18 protein-coding genes are annotated in these 22515 nt (G+C 60.8%); 10 read left to right on the top strand and 8 right to left on the bottom strand.

Features of this window, described 5'->3' with window-relative positions:
* Positions 1 to 147 precede the first annotated feature (147 nt).
* Complete coding sequence (locus tag BFC21_RS26125) at positions 148 to 708, top strand: glycine cleavage system protein R (RefSeq protein ID WP_016780071.1); 561 nt, start codon at positions 148 to 150, stop codon at positions 706 to 708.
* A gap of 13 nt (positions 709 to 721) precedes the next feature.
* Positions 722 to 1195, top strand: a complete 474-nt coding sequence (locus tag BFC21_RS26120; protein ID WP_088379329.1) for a peroxiredoxin — start codon at positions 722 to 724, stop codon at positions 1193 to 1195.
* 109 nt (positions 1196 to 1304) lie between these two features.
* On the opposite strand, the gene queF is transcribed toward BFC21_RS26120, so the two are convergent.
* Both queF and BFC21_RS26110 read right to left on the bottom strand, forming a co-directional pair.
* Positions 1305 to 2135, bottom strand: coding sequence for an NADPH-dependent 7-cyano-7-deazaguanine reductase QueF (gene queF / locus BFC21_RS26115; RefSeq protein ID WP_088379328.1), 831 nt, complete (start codon positions 2133 to 2135; stop codon positions 1305 to 1307).
* A gap of 81 nt (positions 2136 to 2216) precedes the next feature.
* Complete coding sequence (locus tag BFC21_RS26110; RefSeq protein ID WP_088379327.1) at positions 2217 to 2753, bottom strand: plastocyanin/azurin family copper-binding protein; 537 nt, start codon at positions 2751 to 2753, stop codon at positions 2217 to 2219.
* Positions 2754 to 2908: 155 nt separating this feature from the next.
* On the opposite strand from BFC21_RS26110, the gene BFC21_RS26105 reads away from it, so the two are divergent.
* A complete protein-coding gene (locus BFC21_RS26105; protein WP_088379326.1) occupies positions 2909 to 3589 on the top strand; it encodes a heavy metal response regulator transcription factor in 681 nt (226 codons plus the stop codon).
* Entirely contained in the window at positions 3589 to 4938 is a 1350-nt protein-coding gene (locus BFC21_RS26100; protein WP_120266661.1) for a heavy metal sensor histidine kinase, read from the top strand. The genes BFC21_RS26105 and BFC21_RS26100 overlap by 1 nt, the downstream gene beginning before the upstream one ends.
* A 118-nt stretch (positions 4939 to 5056) precedes the next feature.
* Here the strand turns inward: BFC21_RS26100 and BFC21_RS26095 are convergent, their stop codons facing one another.
* From BFC21_RS26095 to BFC21_RS26085, 3 genes are all read right to left on the bottom strand, one after another.
* The gene (locus BFC21_RS26095) at positions 5057 to 6301 is read right to left on the bottom strand and encodes a lipoprotein-releasing ABC transporter permease subunit (RefSeq protein ID WP_086796115.1); all 1245 of its coding nucleotides are present in this window, start codon (positions 6299 to 6301) and stop codon (positions 5057 to 5059) included.
* A 63-nt stretch (positions 6302 to 6364) separates the two neighbouring features.
* Positions 6365 to 7048, bottom strand: a complete 684-nt coding sequence (gene lolD, locus BFC21_RS26090) for a lipoprotein-releasing ABC transporter ATP-binding protein LolD (protein WP_162939374.1) — start codon at positions 7046 to 7048, stop codon at positions 6365 to 6367.
* 7 nt (positions 7049 to 7055) lie between these two features.
* Positions 7056 to 8306, bottom strand: coding sequence for a lipoprotein-releasing ABC transporter permease subunit (locus tag BFC21_RS26085; protein ID WP_095004218.1), 1251 nt, complete (start codon positions 8304 to 8306; stop codon positions 7056 to 7058).
* A 94-nt stretch (positions 8307 to 8400) separates the two neighbouring features.
* Between BFC21_RS26085 and BFC21_RS26080 the strand changes: the two genes are divergently transcribed.
* Positions 8401 to 8985: a PilZ domain-containing protein gene (locus tag BFC21_RS26080; RefSeq protein WP_088379323.1), complete on the top strand. Its 585-nt coding sequence runs from the start codon at positions 8401 to 8403 to the stop codon at positions 8983 to 8985.
* 36 nt (positions 8986 to 9021) lie between these two features.
* Positions 9022 to 9744, top strand: coding sequence for a glycerophosphodiester phosphodiesterase (locus BFC21_RS26075; RefSeq protein ID WP_088379322.1), 723 nt, complete (start codon positions 9022 to 9024; stop codon positions 9742 to 9744).
* Between the two features lie 42 nt (positions 9745 to 9786).
* Here the strand turns inward: BFC21_RS26075 and sthA are convergent, their stop codons facing one another.
* Positions 9787 to 11181 (bottom strand): Si-specific NAD(P)(+) transhydrogenase, encoded by a 1395-nt coding sequence (gene sthA / locus BFC21_RS26070; protein ID WP_016780061.1) that lies wholly within the window; start codon positions 11179 to 11181, stop codon positions 9787 to 9789.
* 383 nt (positions 11182 to 11564) lie between these two features.
* Between sthA and BFC21_RS26065 the strand changes: the two genes are divergently transcribed.
* Together BFC21_RS26065 and BFC21_RS26060 are read left to right on the top strand one after the other, a co-directional pair.
* A complete protein-coding gene (locus BFC21_RS26065; RefSeq protein WP_088379321.1) occupies positions 11565 to 12128 on the top strand; it encodes a chalcone isomerase family protein in 564 nt (187 codons plus the stop codon).
* Between the two features lie 155 nt (positions 12129 to 12283).
* Positions 12284 to 13582 (top strand): MFS transporter, encoded by a 1299-nt coding sequence (locus tag BFC21_RS26060; RefSeq protein WP_095004219.1) that lies wholly within the window; start codon positions 12284 to 12286, stop codon positions 13580 to 13582.
* A 152-nt stretch (positions 13583 to 13734) separates the two neighbouring features.
* Here the strand turns inward: BFC21_RS26060 and BFC21_RS26055 are convergent, their stop codons facing one another.
* Positions 13735 to 15198 carry a glyceraldehyde-3-phosphate dehydrogenase gene (locus BFC21_RS26055; RefSeq protein WP_083369829.1) on the bottom strand — a complete coding sequence of 488 codons (1464 nt, stop codon included), beginning with the start codon at positions 15196 to 15198 and terminating at the stop codon, positions 13735 to 13737.
* A gap of 286 nt (positions 15199 to 15484) precedes the next feature.
* Between BFC21_RS26055 and mfd the strand changes: the two genes are divergently transcribed.
* A complete protein-coding gene (mfd, locus tag BFC21_RS26050) occupies positions 15485 to 18934 on the top strand; it encodes a transcription-repair coupling factor (RefSeq protein WP_095004220.1) in 3450 nt (1149 codons plus the stop codon).
* Between the two features lie 11 nt (positions 18935 to 18945).
* A complete protein-coding gene (locus BFC21_RS26045) occupies positions 18946 to 21648 on the top strand; it encodes a DEAD/DEAH box helicase (protein ID WP_088379318.1) in 2703 nt (900 codons plus the stop codon).
* A gap of 119 nt (positions 21649 to 21767) precedes the next feature.
* Here the strand turns inward: BFC21_RS26045 and BFC21_RS26035 are convergent, their stop codons facing one another.
* Positions 21768 to 22505 (bottom strand): S-methyl-5'-thioinosine phosphorylase, encoded by a 738-nt coding sequence (locus BFC21_RS26035; RefSeq protein WP_088379317.1) that lies wholly within the window; start codon positions 22503 to 22505, stop codon positions 21768 to 21770.
* Positions 22506 to 22515 lie beyond the last annotated feature (10 nt).

Raw genomic sequence — 22515 nt, 5'->3', positions numbered from 1 at the left:
CCGTCCAAACGCCGCCAAGCCCGGTTTGCACAGCCTGCAAACCGCCTGTTTCGCTGGTTTGGCGGGCTTGTGGCGCTCCAGCTGCGCCTGCCAGGCAACTTGCCCAGCATCGACCGTACTGACCGCTCATCGTTTTAGGAAGGTTGAATGTCCACCCCCACAGTTCGCGAACAATTCCTTGTCATCAGTGCCCTTGGCGCCAACCCAATGGAGCTGACTAACGTGCTGTGCCGCGCCAGCCATGAAAATCGCTGCGCTGTCGTGACCTCGCGCCTGACTCGCCACGGCGAATGCAGTGCCCTGGTCCTGGAAGTAACCGGCAGCTGGGACGCCTTGGCACGCCTGGAAGCAGGCCTGCCTGCGCTGGCCAAAAAGCACGCGTTCAGCGTCAACGTAGTGCGCAGTGCTGCCCTGGAAACCCGCCCGCAGGCACTGCCGTATGTGGCCTATGTCAGCTCGGCCTACCGCTCGGACATCATCAACGAGCTGTGCCAGTTCTTCATGGACCACAACGTTGAACTGGAAAACCTGACATGCGACACCTATCAGGCCCCACAAACCGGCGGCACCATGCTTAACGCCACCTTTACCGTGACCTTGCCGGCCGGTGTGCAAATCAGCTGGCTGCGTGATCAGTTCCTGGACTTCGCCGATGCGCTGAACCTGGATGCACTGATCGAACCGTGGCGCCCACAGAACCCGATGTAAGGAAACCGACTCAATGGCTGTTGCAATTGACCAACCCGTAGACGATTTCCAGATCCCGGCAACGAGTGAAAAAACCGTCAGCCTGTCGCAGCTCAAGGGCAAGCAGGTGGTGATTTACTTTTATCCCAAGGACAGCACACCGGGCTGCACCACTGAGGGCCAGGGCTTTCGCGACCATTACGCGGAGTTTCAGGCGGCCAATACCGAAGTGTTTGGCGTGTCCCGCGACAGCCTCAAGTCCCATGAGAACTTCAAGGCCAAGCAGGGCTTCCCGTTTGAGTTGCTGAGCGACAAGGACGAGGCCCTGTGCCAGCTGTTTGACGTGATCAAGCTGAAAAAACTGTATGGCAAGGAGTATCTGGGCGTGGACCGCAGCACCTTCCTGATCGACAAGGACGGCGTGTTGCGTCACGAATGGCGCGGAGTGAAAGTGCCGGGCCATGTCGAGGCCGTGCTGGAGCAGGCAAAGGCGTTGAATAACGGCTAAGCAAAACTCTGTGGGAGCGGGCTTGCTCGCGATTCAGGCGACGCGGTTTGTCAGGCAAACCGCGTCGACACCATCGCGAGCAAGCCCGCTCCCACAAGGCTGAATCGTATTACTGACGCACCAGCCGCACATTCTGGAACTCGACCGCTTCGGTGCTGCGGTACGGGTTGATATCCAGCCCGCCACGGCGCACATAGCGCGCATACACGGTCAGTTTCTCGGGTTTGAGCAAACGTTGCAGGTCGAGAAAGATCCGCTCCACACACTGCTCATGAAAGTCCGAATGCTGGCGAAAGCTCACCAGATACGCCAGCAAACTGGCGTGATCCAGTGCCGCACCACGATATTCGACCACCACAGTGCCCCAGTCCGGCTGGCTGGTGACCGGGCAGTTGGATTTGAGCAAATGGCTGTAGACGCTTTCTTCGACTACTTGGGAATCGTCGCACTTGAGCAATTCAGGGCGCGGCTGCGCGTAATCACTGACCGTGATGTCCAGGCCATCAATGCACACACCCGGCAAAACGCCTACACCATCGGCCTGAACTTCATCCAGGCTGCGTACGCGCACGCTGACAGGTTTGCCGGAAGCGGCTGACAAATCGGCACGCAACGTGGCCTCAAGGCTTGGCGTATCGGCAAATACCGTCTGGTTCAGCGAGTTCAGATACAGCTTGAACGACTTGGACTCGACGATATTCGGCGAATCGGCGGCAAAGCAGAATTCGGCGATGGCCACCACCGGCTTGCCCGAGGGCAGCAGCCAGGACAGCTCGAAGCAGGTCCAGAAATCCACGCCGACATACGGCAGGGTTTCGGCGCTCAGCCCCAGCTCGGCCCATTTCGCCGCGCGCGGGATCGGGAACAGCAAGGACGGGGTGTAGGTGCTGATGTATTCACTGGACTTGCCCAGCGGGGAATGTTCGGCGGCGGGATGCATGACAAAAACCTGGCTAGAAAAACCCGGTAATTCTATCGGGTTTAAGCCAGGCTTTCAGCGTTGACTGACGATCAGGGCGTTTTAAGGTGCAACCTTGACCTTGCCGACCATGCCGGCCTGGTAATGACCAGGCACATTGCAGGCAAATTCCAGGTTGTTAGCGCGGGTGAAGGTCCAGGTCAGCTCGGCGGTTTTGCCCGGCTCGACCAGCACGCTGTTGGGGTCATCGTGCTTCATGCCCGGCATGTCCATCGAACCGTGCCCCATCGCCGAGTGATCCATGCCGCCGTGGCCCATGCCGGTCGGGGTGAGCATGCCGCTTTGTTGCATGTCGAGCATTTCTTTCTGGTGCGCTGCATGCATCGCCGCATTGCCCAGGTTGAACTCGTGCAGTAACTGACCTTTGTTGACCAGTACGAAACGCACGGTCTCACCGGCTTTAACGTCCAGTGTCTTGGGGCTAAAGGCGATATCGCTCATCTCGACCTGCACCGTACGCGTCGCGCTGGCGGCAGGTGCAGGCTGACCGAAATCGAAATGAGCCGCCGGTGATGCCATGACCGGCAGGCTCAAGGCCAATAAACAGCCCACGAGCGACAAACGGATACGTGCGGTCATACTTACTCCCAGAAACAAAAATGTCAGGCTTGGCAGCACTTTAAAATAGCGGCACTGGCATTTAACTGACCGCAAGATTACAACTTTGTCAGCTTGACCCTGCATAACCTGCACCACGGTATAAGGCTGAGGTTAATTATTACGATGAGTCGACCATGAAACTGCTGATTGTCGAAGACCAGGTGAAAACCGGGCAGTACCTGCGCCAGGGCCTGAGCGAGGCCGGGTTCACCACCGAACTGGCGGCCGATGGTATTACCGGGCAACACCTGGCATTGACCGGCGATTATTCGCTGCTGATTCTCGACGTCATGTTGCCCGGGCGCGACGGCTGGCAAATCCTGCAGGCCGTGCGCAGCGCAGGGCTGAGCATACCGGTGCTGTTTTTGACCGCACGCGATGCAATCGATGACCGCGTCCACGGCCTGGAACTGGGCGCCGATGATTACCTGGTCAAGCCCTTCGCCTTTTCCGAGTTGCTGGCACGGGTGCGCAGCCTGCTGCGCCGCGGCAGCAATACCCCCCAGGAAACCAGCCTGCAACTGGCCGACCTGCGCCTGGACCTGATCCGTCGCCGCGCCGAGCGTAACGGCCAGCGCATTGACCTTACCGCGAAGGAATTCGCCCTGCTCGAACTGCTGCTGCGCCGCCAGGGCGAAGTGCTGCCCAAGTCCCTGATCGCCTCGCAGGTGTGGGACATGAACTTCGACAGCGACACCAACGTCATCGAAGTGGCGATTCGCCGCTTGCGCCTGAAAATCGACGACAGCCATGAGCAAAAGCTGATCCACACCGTGCGCGGCATGGGTTATGTGCTTGAAGAGCGCAGCAGTTGATGCGCCGCCTGTCCCTGAGCAGTCGCCTGGCCCTGCTGTTTGCCGGCTGTACCGCAGTGGTGTCGCTGTTTGCCGGGGTGCTGTTCGGGCGGGCCAGTGAGGTGCATTTTGTCGAGCTGGACCAGCAATTGATGGAGAGCCGCCTCGCCGTTCTGCGCAGCACGCTGCACGGGGCTGACACCCTGGAGCGCTTCACCCTGCGCCTGCCCGCCCTGCTGCAGGACCTGGCCCATCAGCCGGACCTGGCAGTACGGGTACGCGGCCCGGACGGACACCTGTGGTTTGACAGCTCACCGCGCCTGCCGTTGACGCTTGAAACACAACCGGGCCTGGGCAGCCTGCAGATCAACGGCACCGATTACCGTGTGCTGGTGCCACACAACGACAGCCCGGACACGCCGCAACTGACACTGCTGCTCGACATCACCCATCACCAGCACTTTTTGCAGCGCATGCAGCGGCTGATCTGGATGACTGTCGGCCTCTCGGCGCTGGCCACGGCGATTCTCGGTGCCTGGGCTGCCCGTAGCGGCCTGCGCCCCTTGCGGCGCATGAGCGCGATTGCCGCCAGCGTGTCGGCCGACTCCCTCAACGCTCGCCTGCCCCAGGAGCAGATGCCCACCGAGCTGGCAGAGCTGGCCGCAGCCTTTAACGCCATGCTGGCGCGACTGGACGATTCATTTCAGCGATTGTCAGCGTTCTCCGCCGATATTGCGCATGAACTGCGCACGCCCCTGTCCAACTTGCTGACCCATACCCAGGTCACCCTGACCCGCCCCCGGGGCATTGAAGAATACCGCGAGGCCCTGCACAGCAACCTCGAAGAGCTGCAGTGGATGGCGCAACTGGTCAACGACATGCTGTATCTGGCCAAGGCCGATCACGGCCTGCTGACGCCGCGCCGCGAGCCGCTGGAGCTGGGCCGCGAAGTGGAGGCGCTGCTGGAGTTTTATGCGCTGCTGGCCGAAGACTCGCACATCGAACTGACCGGCGAAGGCGATGCACACATGGCAGGCGACCGCAGCATGCTGCGCCGCGCCCTGTCCAACCTGCTGGATAATGCATTGCGCTATACGCCGGCGGGTGGCGCGATCAGGGTGCTGATTGAGGCTTTGCCGAGCAGCGCACGCATCAGCATCGAGAACACAGGCCCGGGGATTCCGGCAGAACTGCTGCCACGCCTGTTTGACCGGTTTTACCGGGCAGACCCGGCTCGGCGCGAAGGCAGCAGTGAGCATGCGGGGTTGGGGTTGGCGATTACCCAGTCGATTATTCGCGCCCATGGCGGGCAGATTCGTTGTGAGTCGCAGGAGGGGATGACGCGGTTTGTGATTGAGTTGCCAGCCTGACCGGTTTATTCAACTGTGGGAGCGGGCTTGCCCGCGATGCAGGCGGCGCGGTGCTTAAGTCACACCGCGTCGATGCCATCGCGAGCAAGCCCGCTCCCACAGAACAGTGCAAATTTGATCAGGAATAGCGCAACGCATGGGCCGGTTGAATCTTCGCCGCCCGATACGCCGGATACAGCGTGGCCAGGAAGCTCAGCACAAAGCCCGCGCCACAGATCAGTGCCACATCGCCGCCTTGCAGCTCCGAGGGCAGGTTGCTGACAAAGTACACATCGGAACTGAAGATATGCTGGCCGGTCACCCGCTCCATCCAGCCCACCAGCTCACTGACATTGAGCGCCGCAATCACCCCCAGCACGCCGCCGATCAAGGTGCCGACGATACCGATTACCGTGCCCTGGACCATGAAGATAGCCATGATCTGGCGCGGCGTCGCGCCAATGGTGCGCAGGATGGCGATGTCGGCCCCCTTGTCATTCACCACCATGATCAACGTGGCGATGATGTTGAAAGCAGCCACCGCCACGATCATCAGCAGCAACAGGCCAATCATGGTTTTTTCCATTTTCATCGCACTGAACAGACTGCCCTGGGTATGGGTCCAGTCGTCAGCCTTGTAGCCATCCCCCAGGCCGGCAGCTACCTGCTGCGACACCTGCGGCGCCGCGTACAGGTCCTTGACCGCCAGGCGCACGCTTTGCACCTGGTTCGGTTCCCAGTGCTGAATCGCCGCGGCATCGGCCATGTGGATCAGGCCCATAGTGCCGTCCAGCTCGGCCCCGACCTTGAAGATGCCCACCACGTTCAAACGCTGCAGGCGCGGGGTAATCCCCCCCGGTGCGGTGCTGGCCTCGGGTACGATCAGGGTGATCTTGTCACCCACGCCCAGACGGAAACGCCGCGCAACAATATCGCCCAGCACCACGCCGTACTCGTCGGGCTTCAGGTCCTGAAGGCTGCCTTGCACGATATGCTGGGTCACGATCGAGACCTTGCCTTCCTGCGCCGGGTCGATGCCGCTGATCTGGATCGGCTGCATCGAGCCTTTATAGGACAGCATGCCGTCCAGCTCGGTAAACGGCACCGCCGCCGTGACCTCGGGGTTTTTCATCGCGGCCTCGGCCACCGGGCGCCAGTCATCGATGGGCTTGACGCCAACGATGGTCGCGTGGGGCACCATGCCGAGGATGCGGTTACTCATTTCACGCTGGAAACCGTTCATCACCGACAACACCACGATCATTGCCAGTACGCCCAGGGCGAGGCCGATCATCGAGGTCATGGAGATAAACGAAACAAAGCGATTGCGGCGCTTGGCGCGGGTATAGCGCGTGCCGATAAAAATCGATAACGGTCTGAACATTCGCGGGCACCGTATAAAAATTGAAGACCCGACGCCCGCTTGCAGGCGTCGGGTTGCGGCCGGTCAGATCGCGGTCAGGCGACCTTCCTGAAGGTGCAATACACGATCCATCTGGCGGGCCAGGCTCATGTCATGGGTCACCACCAGGAACGCCGTGCGCATCGAGGTGCTGAGTTCCAGCATCAAATCCTGGATGCCTTGTGCGGTGTGGGAATCGAGGTTGCCCGTAGGCTCGTCGAGCATCACCAGCCCCGGCTTGTTGACCAGCGCCCGGGCAATGGCCACGCGCTGGCGCTCGCCACCCGACAGCTCCGCCGGTTTGTGCTCCAGGCGATGGCCCAGGCCGACACGGGTCAACAGCGCCGTGGCCCGCTCACGGGCCTCGGGGATCGCGGTCTTGCCGATCAGCAGCGGCATGCAGACGTTTTCCAGGGCAGTGAACTCGGGCAGCAAGTGGTGAAACTGGTAGACGAAGCCCAGCGAGCGATTACGCAACAGGCCACGGGCCTTTTCGCCCAGGGCCGACAACTCTTCACCCGCCAGCCACACACTGCCGCTGGTCGGGGTATCGAGGCCGCCGAGCAGGTTGAGCAAGGTACTTTTGCCCGACCCCGAAGTGCCGACGATCGCTACCCGCTCACCGGGGTGTAATTCAAGCTGCAGGCCCGACAGCACCACCACCGATTCCGGGCCTTCCTCGTAGGATTTGCCCAGGTCGCGGCAACTCAACACTGCTTGTTCTTTCATGCCCAACTCACTCATAACGAAGCGCCTGCGCAGGCTGGGTGCGCGCAGCACGCCAGGCCGGGTACAAGGTCGCGAGGAAACTCAGAACCAATGCCGCACCGCACACCATCAACACGTCCTGGGCCTGCAGTTGCGAGGGCAGGTAGTCGATGAAATACACGTCGGCATTGAGAAACTTGTGCCCGATCAGGCCTTCGAGGGCCGAGATCGCGGCGCTGACATTGAGCGCGGCCAGCATCCCGACCACCGCGCCGATGGCGGTACCCACCACACCGATAACGGTGCCCTGCACCATAAAGGTGGCCATGATGGTGCCTGGCGTCGCGCCCAGGGTGCGCAGGATCGCGATATCGCCCTTCTTGTCATTGACCACCATCACCAGCGTGGAAATGATGTTGAATGCGGCCACGGCCACAATCAGCAAGAGCAGCAGGCCGATCATGGCTTTTTCCATGCGGATGGCCTGGTACAGGTTGCCGTGGGTACGGGTCCAGTCGCGGGCGTAATACTGGCTTTCACCCAGCTGCTGGGCGATTTCCCACGCGGTGCGCGGCGCGGCGAACAGGTCGTCGAACTTCAGCCGCAGGCCCTGCACCTGATCAGGCTTCCAGCGCTGCAAGCGCGCCAGGTCCTGCAGGTTGGTGATCCCCAGGTAACCGTCGATTTCACCGGCGCCAACATGGAAAATGCCCTGCACGGTAAAGCGCTTCATGCGCGGGAACATCCCCGCCGGGGTCACGGTGACTTCCGGTGCAACGAAGGTCAGCTTGTCGCCGACGCTTACGCCGAGCTTTTTCGCCGCCTTGTCGCCGATGATGATGCCGAAGCTGCCAGGGGTCAGCGAGTCGAGCTGGCCCTGCTGCATAAACCGGTCAATGATCGAGACATTGCGCTCCTGCGCCGGGTCGATGGCATTGAGCAGGACTTTCTGCACATTGCCATCATTGGTCAGCAAACCCTGCATCTGGGTAAACGGCGCAACCGCCTCCACCTTGGGGTTCTGCTTGACCTTCGCAGCCAGGCTTTGCCAGTCGCTGATCGGTTGATCGCCGACGATGGTCGCGTGGGGCACCATGCCCAGCACGCGGGTGCGCATTTCATGATCGAAGCCGTTCATCACCGACAGCACCACAATCATCACGACCACGCCAAGGGCGAGCCCGATCATCGAGGTCAGGGAAATAAACGACACAAAATGATTGCGACGCTTTGCACGGGTATAACGCGTGCCAATAAATAACGAGAGAGGTCTGAACATGTCGGGGCTTGTTCGAGGGAAAAGAAGACGTCCTTGTGGCGGGGCCTGATAAGCAGCTTTACACTCAGACCACAGCCGCCATCATGGGTTCGCCATGTCGACATTAGATGAAGCAGATCGCCGCGAATACTACCGTATCGAGGATATGATCGCACTGGAAATAACCCCGCTGGCAGCCACCGAAGCCGCGAGCGGCGAAGTGTTGCAGGATGCGTCGCCGCTGTTCAATTTGCTCAGTGAACTGCACCTGAGTGAATTCGAGTCCCAGCACCTGCTGCGCCAGATCAGCGAACGCGACCGCACCCTTTCCAGCTACCTCAAGACCCTGAACAAACGGGTCGAACTGTTGAGCCAGATCGTTGCCCAGACCGTATTGGGCAAGATCGGCGAATTGCAGCCGGTGCAGCTTTCCGAAGGCGGCATCGAGTTTGAGCACCCGCAGCCCTGCGCGACAGGCAGCCATCTGTCGATCAAACTGGTACTGATGCCCCAGGCCCTGGGCTTGCTGCTGCGCGCCCGCGTCGTCGATTGCCAGGCACAGGCTGGCGGTTACCGGATCAACACTGAATTCGAGTCCCTCACCGATACCCAGCGTCAGCTTCTGGCGCGCTACATTCTGCAAAAGCAGGCCCAGGCACGCCGCCTGGCCCGCGAGCAACAAGAGTCCGCGGGCGAGTAACCCGGAACCGGCGACCACTAGGTACAAGGAGCAAATGTGACCCTGATTTATGGCCATCGCGGCGCCAAAGGCGAAGCACCGGAAAACACCCTTGCCAGCTTTGAGCAATGCCTCAAGCATGGCGTGCGTCGCTGTGAACTCGACCTGCACCTGTCAAAGGACGGTGAGTTGATGGTCATCCACGACCCGACCCTCAAGCGCACCACGGACCGGCGCGGCAAGGTCATCGAGCACACCGCCGCCGACCTGGTGACCTATGACGCACGCAAGGGCGGCCCGGGCTGGCTGCAGCCGTGCCCGATCCCGCGCCTGGAAGAGCTGTTTGAAAAGTGCGACTTCGAGCACTGGCAGCTGGAAGTCAAAAGCGCCTCGCGCACCCGCGCGGCAACCACCGTACTGGCAATTCGTGAGATGGCAGTGCGCCACGGCCTGATGGACAAGGTCACGGTGACGTCAAGTTCGCGGGAAGTGCTCAAGGCCGCCGTGGAATTGACCCCCGACCTGTCGCGCGGGCTGGTGGCCGAATACGCCTGGCTCGACCCGATCAAGGTCGCCCAGAGCTATGGCTGTGACATGCTGGCGTTGAACTGGACACTGTGTACCCCCGAGCGCCTGGAGAAGGCCCAGCGTCAGGGTTTGCATGTGTCGGTATGGACAGTCAACGAACCTGCGCTGATGCGCAGGCTCGCCGACTTCGGCGTAGATAGCCTGATTACAGACTTTCCCGGTTTGGCCACTGCCACCCTTGGGAATGGCTGAAATCGGTCTCCCCGGCCGGCTCAGGCCACCGGCCGGAGCCGCTCAAAAAAGCCGGTTGAGACCATCGTAAGCAGCTACCCGATAGGCTTCGGCCATGGTCGGGTAGTTGAACGTGGTGTTGACGAAGTATTTCAGGGTATTGAGTTCGCCCGGCTGGTTCATGATCGCCTGGCCGATGTGAACGATCTCCGACGCCTGATAACCGAAGCAGTGAACGCCCAGCACTTCCAGGGTTTCACGGTGGAACAGGATTTTCAGCATGCCCTGGGGCTCGCCGGCAATCTGCGCACGCGCCATGCTCTTGAAGAACGCCTTGCCCACTTCATACGGCACCTTGGCCTGGGTCAGCTCCTGCTCGTTCTTGCCGATCGAGCTGATCTCGGGAATGGTGTAGATGCCGGTCGGCACGTCATTGACGAAGCGCCAGCTGCCGTTATCCACAATGCTGCCCGCTGCCGAGCGACCCTGGTCGTGGGCGGCACTGGCCAGGCTTGGCCAGCCGATCACATCGCCGGCGGCGTAGATGTTCGGCACCGTGGTGCGATAGTTCTCGTCAACCGTGATCTGGCCACGGCCATTGGCCTTGATGCCGATGTTTTCCAGGCCCAGCAGGTCGGTGTTGCCGGTACGGCCATTGCACCAGAGCAAGGCGTCGGCCTTGATCTTCTTGCCCGATTTCAGATGCAGGATCACGCCATTTTCGACGCCTTCAACCCGCTCGTACTCTTCGTTGTGGCGCACGGTGATGTTGTTGTTGCTGAAGTGGTAGCTCAGCGCCTGGGAGATCTCGGAATCGAGGAAGCTCAGCAGTTGCTCGCGGTTGTCCACCAGCTCGACCAGCACACCCAGGCCACTGAAGATCGATGCATATTCGCAACCGATCACGCCAGCGCCGTACACGATCAGCTTGCGCGGGGTGTGACCCAGGCTGAGGATGGTGTCGCTATCGTAGATGCGCGAGTGGGTGAAATCGATATCGGCCGGGCGATAAGGGCGCGAGCCGGTGGCCACGATGATTTGCTTGGCCATCAGGGTTTCAACCACGCCATTGGCGCAGACCACTTCGATGGTTTGCTCGTCGGTGAAGCTGCCGGTGCCGAAGAACAGGTCTACGCGGTTGCGGGCGTAGTAGCCGGTACGCGAAGCGACCTGCTTGGAGATGACTTTTTCAGCGCTCTTGAGCACGTCCGGGAACGAGAACCAGCGTGGCTCACCAATGGCCCGGAACATCGGGTTGGTGTTGAACTGCATGATCTGGCGAACCGAGTGACGCAGGGCTTTGGACGGGATGGTGCCCAAGTGCGTGCAGTTGCCACCGACCTGGCGCCGGCTGTCGACCATCGCGACCTTGCGCCCTGCTTTTGCGGCGTTCATTGCCGCACCTTCTCCTGCCGGGCCGGAACCCAGTACCACTACGTCGTAGTTGTAGACAGCCATGCGTACTCCTCAGAACAGGCCGTGGCACCGCTTTGGGCACCTACGGCTAAATCATGTCGCGGCCAGCGCCATGAAGGATCAAAACGTGGGGCACAGTCTATAGAAGCCTGAACGCCGCGAACATTAACCCTTGGTCTGGTCGTTGGCTATTTTTGTGTTCACTACATCTACATAGAGCGCAAAAGCCTGCGTAGCAGCTGCCGCAGGCTGCGTTCGGCGGCGAAGCCGTCGTAAATACGGGCACCGCGAGAAGTCAGCTAAGATTGGTTCTCTGGTTTTACGATCGCTGCGCAATCGAACGCAGCCTGCGGCAGCTGCTACGGTATGGCCAAGCCGCATACTTGGCAAACCTCTAACAACCCATCGATCAGAGCCCATCCACCATGCGCCAGTTGTTGATCGTATTGTTGCTGCTCTACTCCACCACCAGCCTGGCCGACGAGTCAGCGCGATTAAAAGAAGCCAACTTCCCGCCCCAATGGCGCGACGGTAATCAGGTCATGGAGCGCAAAGGCCAGATCGTACTGACCTACCTGTGGGCCGATATCTATGCCGCAGCCCTGTTCACCCCGCCCGGCATCAGCGCGCAACAGGCGTTCAACGATCAGAGCGACCTGCGCCTTGAGCTGTTCTATCTGCGCGATCTGGATCACAGCGATATCACCCAGGCATCTGCCACCATCCTGAAACGCCAACACCCCGCCACCACCCTGGCCAGACTCGACGCCCCGTTAAAAAAACTGCAAGCCAGCTTCGGCAACATCAAGCGCGGCGATCGCTATGCCCTGGACTACACCCCCCAACGCGGGCTGAACGTCGAGCGTAATGGCGCCGTTATTTTCAATAGCCAGAATCAGGAACTGGCCAAGGTCTATCTGGGAATCTGGCTCGCACCTCAAGGCCTGCCCGACACACTGCGCCTTAACCTGCTTGCACAAAGGCCCTAGCCCGCCTGTGTAGCGCCAACAAATGTTGCCTACATACTTTGTTACACATATGGTTACAAAACTGTTTTGCACGATGGCGCAGGCCAATGCCTTGCAGTGTGGACGAGTAAAAACACGGATTACGCATAAAAACAGATAATAGCGGGTGATTTCTGATGGCCTCCAGTACGGGCAAAGGCAAGGCGATTTTTCGCGTTGTCAGCGGTAACTTCCTAGAGATGTTCGACTTTATGGTCTTTGGCTTCTACGCCACGGCCATTGCCAAAACCTTCTTTCCAAGCGATAGCGCTTTTGCCTCACTGATGCTCGCCCTGGCCACCTTCGGTGCCGGCTTTCTTGCGCGCCCGCTGGGTGCGATTTTTCTCGGTGCCTATATCGACCGGCATGGCCGCCGCAAAGGCCTGATCATTACCCTGGCCCTGATGGCAATGGGCACCGTGCTGATTGCCTGCGTGCCGGGCTACGCCACCCTGGGCGTGGCCGCCCCCCTGCTGGTACTGCTCGGCCGTTTACTGCAAGGCTTCTCGGCGGGCGTGGAGCTGGGCGGCGTATCGGTGTACCTGGCGGAAATCGCCACACCGGGGCGCAAGGGTTTCTTCGTCAGCTGGCAATCGGCTAGCCAGCAGGCTGCCGTGGTGTTTGCCGGCTTGCTGGGGGTTGGCCTCAACCACTGGCTAAGCCCTGAAGAAATGGGTGAATGGGGCTGGCGCATTCCGTTTCTGCTGGGCTGCATGATCGTGCCGGTCATCTTTGTGATCCGCCGCTCGATGGAAGAAACCCCTGAATTCGAAGCGCGTAAACATCACCCTACCCTGCGCGAAATTGTGCGCTCCATCGGCCAGAACTTTGGCCTGGTACTGGGTGGCATGGCGCTGGTGGTAATGACCACCGTGTCGTTCTACCTGATCACCGCCTATACCCCGACCTTCGGCAAGGCCGAGCTGCACCTGTCGGATTTCGATGCGCTGCTGGTCACCGTGTGCATTGGCCTGTCGAACTTTTTCTGGCTGCCGGTCATGGGCTCGCTGTCGGACAAGATCGGGCGCAAACCGCTGCTGCTGGGGGCGACCATCCTGGCGATCCTGACCGCTTACCCGGCGCTGTCATGGCTGGTGGCCAACCCGAGCTTCAGCCATCTGCTGATTGTCGAGCTGTGGCTGTCGTTCCTGTACGGTTCGTACAACGGCGCGATGGTGGTTGCCCTGACCGAAATCATGCCGGTTGAAGTGCGTACTACCGGTTTCTCCCTGGCCTACAGCCTGGCGACCGCGACCTTTGGTGGCTTTACCCCGGCGGCCTGCACCTACCTGATCCATGCCCTGGACAACAAGGCCGCTCCCGGCTTGTGGCTGACCGGCGCGGCGGTACTGGGCCTGATCGCCACCGTGGTGTTGTTCCGCGGCAACAAACACCAGTTGCGCACAGCGCAATCGGCGGTGGCGGGTAACGCCTGACACCTGTGGGAGCGGGCTTGCTCGCGATGCCAGCGACGCGGTCTGACTGAACAACCGCGCTGATCCCATCGCGAGCAAGCCCGCTCCCACAGGTTTCCCGCACACACAAAAACGCCCCGACAAGTCGGGGCGTTTTCAGTTGCAGCGGTTGCTTAGCGCGGGAACGCTGGCGGGTTAACCCCGGCCATGTCTTCCATCACGCGTACGACCTGGCAGCTGTAACCGAATTCGTTGTCGTACCACACGTACAGAACAACGCGGTTGTCATTGCAGATAGTCGCTTCAGCATCCACCACACCAGCGTGACGCGAACCCACGAAGTCAGTGGACACCACTTCCTGGGAGCTCACGAAGTCGATTTGCTTGTGCAGATCGGAGTGCAGCGCCATGTGACGCAGGTACTCGTTCATTTCTTCACGGGTAGCCGGCTTCTCAAGGTTCAGGTTGAGGATGGCCATCGACACGTTTGGCGTCGGAACGCGGATCGCGTTACCGGTCAGCTTGCCGGCCAGCTCAGGCAATGCCTTGGCAGCAGCGGTAGCAGCACCGGTCTCGGTGATCACCATGTTCAGCGCGGCGCTGCGGCCACGGCGGTCGCCCTTGTGGAAGTTGTCGATCAGGTTCTGGTCGTTGGTGTACGAGTGAACCGTTTCAACGTGACCGTTGACGATGCCGAACTTGTCGTTGACAGCCTTGAGCACCGGCACGATGGCGTTGGTGGTGCAGGATGCCGCCGATACGATCTTGTCGTCTGCGGTGATTTCGCCGTGGTTGATGCCGTGAACGATGTTCTTCAGCTTGCCCTTGCCCGGAGCGGTCAGGACCACGCGGTCGATACCAGGGCACTGCAAGTGCTGGCCCAGGCCGTCGGCGTCACGCCATACACCGGTGTTGTCCACCAGCAGGGCGTTCTGGATACCGTACTGGGTGTAATCCACCTCGGTCGGGTTCTTCGCGTAGATCACCTGGATCAGGTTGCCGTTGGCGGTGATGGTGTTGTTGGCTTCATCGACCACGATGGTGCCATCGAACGGACCGTGTACCGAGTCACGACGCAGCAGGCTGGCACGCTTGACCAGATCGTTGTCGGCGCCTTTGCGCACAACGATGGCACGCAGGCGCAGGCCGTCGCCACCACCGGTTTTTTCGATCAGGATGCGCGCCAGCAGGCGGCCGATACGACCGAAGCCGTACAGCACGACATCGGTGCCTTTACGTGCAGAAGCGTTTTGCTGACCCACGACATCGGCCAGTTCTTCGCGCACGAACTGCTCAGCCGTACGGCCGTTGCCTTCAGCCTTGAACTTTACGGCCAGCTTGCCTAGGTCTACCGAAGCAGCGCCGAGCTTGAGCTCGCTCATTGCCTTGAGCAGCGGGAAAGTTTCGTGCACGGACAATTCGATGTCATCGGACTGGCGATGGCGAGCAAAGCGGTGAGCCTTGAGAATCGCAATGACTGAACGGTTGATCAGGCTGCGGCCATAGATCGAGCTAACCACATTGTTATTGCGGTAAAGCTGACCGATAAGCGGAATCATCGCTTCTGCGAGTGCTTCACGGTCGATCCATTCACCAAGACACTGGTCGGGCTTCTGAGTCACGGGAACCTTCCACATGTAGGGGCTGAAAAAAGGGGCTACATTATGCCGCTGCGCCCATGCAGGGGCAATGCACGCCTGTCACACGCCATTACTGAAACGATTAAGCATCAATAAATATAGGCGAATATTTTTTTAACACTGGCCTTTTTACCGGCCTGCAAGCCTTGCACAGCGCCTCTGGCACCTCCATGTTGAGTACCACGCGATGTTTTGCGCAGCGGTTACAGACTGCAACTGACAGCCAACCCCTTGGCCCGTTACAATTGCCGACTTTGTCGCAACGCTTGGAGCTCAACCTTCCGTGCCCGTCCTGCGTCTACCGAAACTCCCTGCCACGGCAGGTAAACAGCACTGGAGCAATTTGCCCGGTGCCGCCCTGAGCCTCGCGATTGCCGAGGCCGCCAGCGCCGCCAGGCGCTTCACCCTGCTCCTGACCGCCGACAGCCAAAGTGCCGAACGCCTTGAGCAAGAGCTGAGGTTCTTTGCGCCCGAGTTGCCGGTGCTGCATTTCCCCGACTGGGAAACCCTGCCCTACGACCTGTTCTCGCCGCACCAGGACATCATCTCCCAGCGTATCGCCAGCCTTTACCGGTTGCCGGAGCTGAGTCATGGCGTTTTGGTAGTGCCGGTGACCACCGCCCTACATCGCCTGGCCCCGACCAAGTTCCTGCTCGGCAGCAGCCTGGTGCTGGATATCGGCCAGAAGCTGGACGTGGAGCAAATGCGCACCCGGCTTGAGGCCAGTGGCTATCGATGCGTCGATACGGTGTATGAACATGGCGAGTTCGCCGTGCGCGGCGCGCTGATCGACCTGTTCCCGATGGGCAGCAAACTGCCTTACCGGATCGACCTGTTCGACGACGAAATCGAGACCCTGCGCACCTTCGACCCCGAGACCCAGCGCTCGATCGACAAGGTTGAATCGGTGCGCCTGCTGCCGGCGCGTGAGTTCCCGCTGCAAAAAGACGCGGTAACCCGCTTCAAGGCGCGCTTTCGCGAGCGTTTTGATGTCGACTTCCGCCGCTGCCCGATCTTTCAGGACTTGAGCAGCGGTATTACTCCCGCAGGTATCGAGTACTACCTGCCGCTGTTTTTCGATGAAACCTCGACCCTGTTCGACTATTTGCCGGCTGACACGCAAGTGTTCTCGCTGCCAGGCATTGAACAGGCCGCCGAGAACTTCTGGTCTGACGTGCGCAACCGCTACGAAGAGCGCCGCATCGATCCGTCACGGCCACTGCTACCCCCTGCCGAGTTGTTCCTGCCGGTTGAAGACTGCTTCGCCCGCCTCAAAAACTGGCCGCGGGTAGTTGCCAGCCAGGATGACGTGGACACCGGCAGCAGCCGTGAACGCTTCCCGGCGCAACCGCTGCCCAACCTGGCCATCGAAGCCAAGGCCAACCAGCCATTGGCGGCCTTGTCCGGTTTCCTCGAACAGTTTGATGGCCGCGTGCTGTTTACCGCCGAATCGGCCGGGCGCCGCGAAGTGCTGCTCGAACTGCTGGAACGCTTGAAGCTGCGGCCTAAAACAGTCGACAGCTGGCCCGACTTCGTGGCCAGCAAACATCGCCTGGCGATCACCATCGCCCCGCTGGATGAAGGCCTGCTGCTGGACGACCCGGCGCTGGCACTGATTGCCGAAAGCCCGCTGTTCGGTCAGCGCGTGATGCAGCGCCGGCGCCGGGAAAAACGCGCCGACGCCAATAACGATGCGGTGATCAAGAACCTCACCGAGCTGCGCGAAGGCGCCCCCGTGGTGCATATCGACCACGGCGTGGGCCGTTATCAGGGCCTGGCGACCCTGGAAGTGGACAATCAGGTGGCCGAGTTCCTGACCCTGGAATACGCCGAAGGCGCCAAGCTCTATGTGCCCGTAGCCAACCTGCACCTGATCGCCCGCTACACCGGCAGCGATGATGAGCTGGCGCCGCTGCACCGCCTGGGCTCGGAAACCTGGCAAAAAGCCAAGCGCAAGGCCGCCGAGCAAGTGCGCGACGTGGCTGCCGAGCTGCTGGACATCTACGCCCGCCGTGCCGCCCGCGAAGGCTATGCCTTTGCCGACCCGAAAGCCGATTACGCCACGTTCAGCGCCGGCTTCCCGTTCGAAGAAACCCCGGACCAGCAGACCACCATCGAGGCCGTGCGCGCCGACATGCTGTCGCCCAAGCCGATGGACCGCCTGGTGTGCGGTGACGTCGGCTTCGGCAAGACCGAAGTGGCCATGCGCGCGGCCTTTATCGCCGTCCACGGTGGCCGTCAGGTGGCCATTCTGGTGCCCACCACCCTGCTCGCCCAACAGCACTACAACAGCTTCCGCGATCGCTTTGCCGACTGGCCGGTACGGGTTGAAGTGATGAGCCGCTTCAAGTCGGCCAAAGAGATCAACCAGGCGGTGGCCGACCTGGCCGAAGGCAAGATCGATATCGTCATCGGCACCCACAAGCTGCTGCAGGACGACGTCAAGATCAAAAACCTGGGCCTGGTGATCATCGACGAGGAACACCGCTTCGGCGTGCGCCAGAAAGAACAGCTCAAGGCCTTGCGCAGTGAAGTCGACATCCTGACCCTCACCGCCACGCCTATCCCGCGCACGCTGAACATGGCCGTGTCGGGCATGCGCGACCTGTCGATCATTGCCACGCCACCGGCCCGCCGGCTGTCGGTGCGCACGTTCGTCATGGAACAGAACAAAAGTACCGTCAAAGAGGCGCTGCTGCGTGAGTTGCTGCGCGGCGGGCAGGTGTACTACCTGCACAACGACGTTAAAACTATCGAGAAATGCGCCGCCGAACTGGCCGAGCTGGTACCTGAAGCACGGATCGGCATCGGCCACGGGCAAATGCGCGAACGCGAACTCGAACAGGTGATGAGCGACTTCTATCACAAGCGCTTCAACGTGCTGATCGCCTCGACCATCATCGAGACCGGGATCGACGTGCCCAGCGCCAACACCATCATCATCGAGCGCGCCGACAAGTTCGGCCTGGCGCAACTGCACCAGTTGCGCGGCCGCGTCGGGCGCAGCCACCACCAGGCCTATGCTTACCTGCTGACGCCGCCGCGCCAGCAGATTACCGGCGACGCGCAAAAGCGCCTGGAGGCCATCGCCAATACCCAGGACCTGGGTGCCGGTTTTGTCCTGGCCACCAATGACCTGGAAATCCGTGGTGCTGGCGAATTGCTGGGGGATGGTCAAAGCGGCCAGATCCAGGCGGTCGGCTTTACCCTGTACATGGAAATGCTCGAACGTGCGGTCAAGTCGATCCGCAAGGGCGAGCAGCCCAACCTCGACCAGCCGCTGGGCGGTGGCCCGGAAATCAACCTGCGCGTACCTGCGCTGATTCCCGAGTCGTACCTGCCAGATGTGCATGCGCGGCTGATCCTCTACAAGCGCATCGCGTCGGCCACCGATGAAGAGGGCCTCAAGGACTTGCAGGTGGAGATGATCGACCGCTTTGGCCTGCTCCCCGAGCCGACCAAGAACCTGGTGCGCATCACTCTGCTCAAGCTGCAGGCCGAGCAACTGGGCATCAAGAAAGTCGACGCCGGCCCGCAAGGCGGACGCATCGAGTTTGCCGCCGATACCCCGGTCGACCCGATGGTGCTGATCAAATTGATCCAGGGCCAGCCCAACCGCTACAAGTTCGAGGGCGCAACCCTGTTCAAGTTCATGGTGCCGATGGAGCGCCCGGAAGAACGCTTCAATACCATTGAGGCGCTGTTCGAGCGTCTGACGCCGAAGTCTTCCTGAATGAAAAACCCATGCCCCTGAGCCCCACTGCCCGACTGACCAAGCCGCTTGCCGCGACTTGGGTCAGTCGCTTCAAGGAACAAAGCCTTGAGCGTGGCCGACGCTACGCCAAGGAAAATCGGGTCAGGATCGTCCAGATCGGCGACAGACTGATTACTGCCAGCTGCCAGGGCTCGGGTGAAAACACCTACCGCCAAACCATTGAACTGCGCGAATCGGCCAAAGGCACCTTGCTGCTGGTCAGCGCTCACTGCACCTGCCCTGTGCGGGTCAATTGCAAGCACACCGCTGCTGTCTTACTGAAGATTGAAGAAACCTTGAACTACCCCGCCGCTGCTCAGGATGCCGAGCTTCTGGAAAAGCTCCAGGCCGTACTCGACTCACGTCGCCCCAACAACCTGCCCGAGCAACTGGTCGACGACGTGCAACCCGTGCCGCGGCTGTGGCTGGCCAGTGCCGAATTCAGCGCCTTCGAGCCGCGCAACGGCAGGATGCAGCGCTATATCCAGCACCGTGCCGCCCTGTCGTTCAACTACCTGGACCAGTACGTCAGCGGGCAAAAGAACGCTGACATCCTGCTGCGCCAGGAACAGCAAACCCTGCGCATCAAGCGCAAGCCCGAGGTCGAAAACCGCTACCGCGAGCAACTGCGCAGCCTGGGTTTCAAAATCGCCACGCGCCAGAGCAAGGCCCTGCCCGAAAGCGCTGGCGAACTGTTTGAGCTGGTCAATGACAGCGCCTGGCTGAATTTCACCCTCAACCAGCTGCAAAGCCTGAGCGATCAGGGTTGGGAGTTACAGATCGATGAAGATTTCGGCTTTGACCTGACCCCGGTCGAAGACTGGTATGCCACTGTCGATGAAGCCCCGGAACGCGACTGGTTCGACCTGGAGCTGGGCATCATCGTCAATGGCCAGCACCTGAGCCTGCTGCCGATCCTGCTCAACCTGATGCGCTCCCACAGCGACCTGCTCAACCGCGAAAAACTGGCCCGGCGCAAGGATGACGAACTGATCCTGGTCAATATCCCGGCCAACCCGGCCAGCGGCCTTGGTCCGCTGCAGGTTGCGCTGCCGTATGGGCGACTCAAACCAGTACTGGCCACTCTGGACGAGTTTTATCTGGGCGAGCCGGACGCCACTTCGCTGCGGATCAAAAGTGCCGATGCACCGCGCCTCAACGCGCTGGATGCCCTGCCCTTGCGTTGGGAAGGCGGCGAGCAGATTCGCGGCTTCGCCCAGCGCCTGCGTGACATCAAGGATTTCAGCGTCGAAGCCCCCGAAGGGCTGAATGCCAATTTGCGCCCCTATCAGCTCGAAGGCCTGAGCTGGATGCAGTCCTTGCGCCAGTTGGAGGTGGGCGGCGTGCTGGCCGATGACATGGGCCTGGGCAAGACCCTGCAAACATTGGCGCATATTCTGTGCGAAAAGAACGCTGGCCGCCTGGATCGCCCGGCGATGGTGGTGATGCCCACCAGCCTGATCCCCAACTGGCTCGACGAAGCCGCGCATTTCACCCCGCAACTCAAGGTGCTGGCGCTGTATGGCGCCACGCGCAAAAAGCACTTTGCGCACCTCAACGACTACGACGTGATCCTGACCACCTACGCTTTGCTGCCCAAGGACATTGAGCACCTGGCAAAACTGCCGCTGCACCTGCTGGTGCTGGACGAGGCGCAGTACATCAAGAACCCCGGCAGCAAGGCCACCGAGGCGGCCTGCGAGCTGGTTGCACGCCAGCGCCTGTGCCTGAGCGGCACCCCGCTGGAAAACCACCTCGGCGAGCTGTGGTCGCTGTTCCACTTCCTGCTGCCGGGCTGGCTGGGCGACGTCAAGACCTTCAACCGCGACTACCGGGTACCTATTGAACGCCAGGGCAGCGACGAGCGCCTGCAGCACCTGAATGCGCGGATCAAGCCGTTCTTGCTGCGCCGCACCAAGGAGCAGGTCGCCACCGAACTGCCGCCCAAGACCGAAATCATCCACTGGGTCGACCTCAACGAGGCCCAGCGTGACGTATACGAAACCATGCGCCTGGCGATGGATAAAAAAGTACGCGACGAAATCACCCGCAAGGGCGTGGGGCGCAGCCAGATCATCATTCTTGAAGCACTGCTCAAGCTGCGCCAGGTGTGTTGCGACCTGCGCCTGGTCAGCGACACCCCGCCGAAAAAAGGCAGCACCTCAGGCAAGCTCGACAGCCTGATGCTGATGCTCGAAGAACTGTTTGCCGAAGACCGACGCATCCTGCTGTTTTCGCAATTCACCTCGATGCTGGGGCTGATCGAGGCCGAGCTGAAAAAACGCAAGGTGCCCTACGCCATCCTCACCGGGCAAACCCGCGACCGGCGCACGCCGGTCAAGGACTTCCAGAGCGGCAAGCTGCAGATCTTCCTGATCAGCCTCAAGGCGGGTGGCGTTGGCTTGAACCTGACCAAAGCCGACACAGTGATTCACTACGACCCGTGGTGGAACCCGGCGGCAGAAAACCAGGCCACCGACCGTGCCTACCGCATTGGCCAGGAAAAACCGGTGTTTGTGTACAAGATGATTGCCCGCGGCACCGTTGAAGAGAAAATCCAGCACTTGCAGCAGGAAAAATCGGATTTGGCGGCAGGAGTACTGGACGGGCGAATAGCCGGGGACTGGAAACTGCAGGATGACGACATCGACGCACTGTTTGCGCCGCTGCCGCCTAAAACTGAAAAGCGCTGAAATTTGTCCAACCCACTTGTGGGAGCGGGCTTGCTCGCGATCCAGGCGCCTCGGCCTGTCTGAAACACCGAGGCGATACCATCGCGAGCAAGCCCGCTCCCACAATTCATCGGCAAGTCTTAGCCCGCCAGCACCCGCGCCAAGGTCGCTTTTACCTTGCCCATGCCGTCATGCAGCGCCTGCTCGATTTCAGCCATGGTGATAATCGCCGTCGACTTGCCCGCCGCCGGGTTGACCACCAGCGCCAGGCACGCGTAATCCAGTTCCAGCTCACGGGCCAGGGCCGCTTCCGGCATGCCGGTCATGCCCACAATGTCGCAACCGTCACGCTCAAGACGAGCAATCTCGGCAACCGTCTCAAGACGCGGCCCCTGGGTCGCGGCATAAACGCCGTGGCTGCTGTAGGAGCAACCCTCGGCTGCCAGCGCGCCAATCAACTGTTCACGCAACGACTCGGTGTAGGGGTAGCTGAAGTCGATATGGGTCACATGCTCCAGATCACCCGCGAAATAGGTATGTTCGCGACCGCTGGTGTAGTCGATCAACTGGTGCGGCACGCAAAAATGCCCGGTGCCCATCGCCATGTGGATACCACCCACCGCATTGACCGCCAGAATCGCCTCGGCGCCGGCCTGCTTCAACGCCCACAGGTTGGCGCGGTAGTTGACCTGATGCGGCGGCACCCGGTGCGGGTGGCCGTGACGGGCCAGGAACAACACTTCGCGCCCGCCAAACTCACCGATCTGGATATCGGCCGAGGTCGGCCCGTAAGGCGTGTCCAGCGCCAGGGAGCGGCTGATGGTCAGCCCTTCCAGCTGGGTAAGCCCCGTGCCGCCGATAATTGCATAAACCGTCATTGAGGCAGAT

Source organism: Pseudomonas sp. TMW 2.1634, from assembly GCF_001703595.1.
Classification (GTDB): Bacteria; Pseudomonadota; Gammaproteobacteria; order Pseudomonadales; family Pseudomonadaceae; genus Aquipseudomonas; species Aquipseudomonas fragi.
The sequence above is the reverse complement of the archived record's forward strand: the minus strand, read 5'-3'. Positions and strand labels throughout refer to the sequence as shown.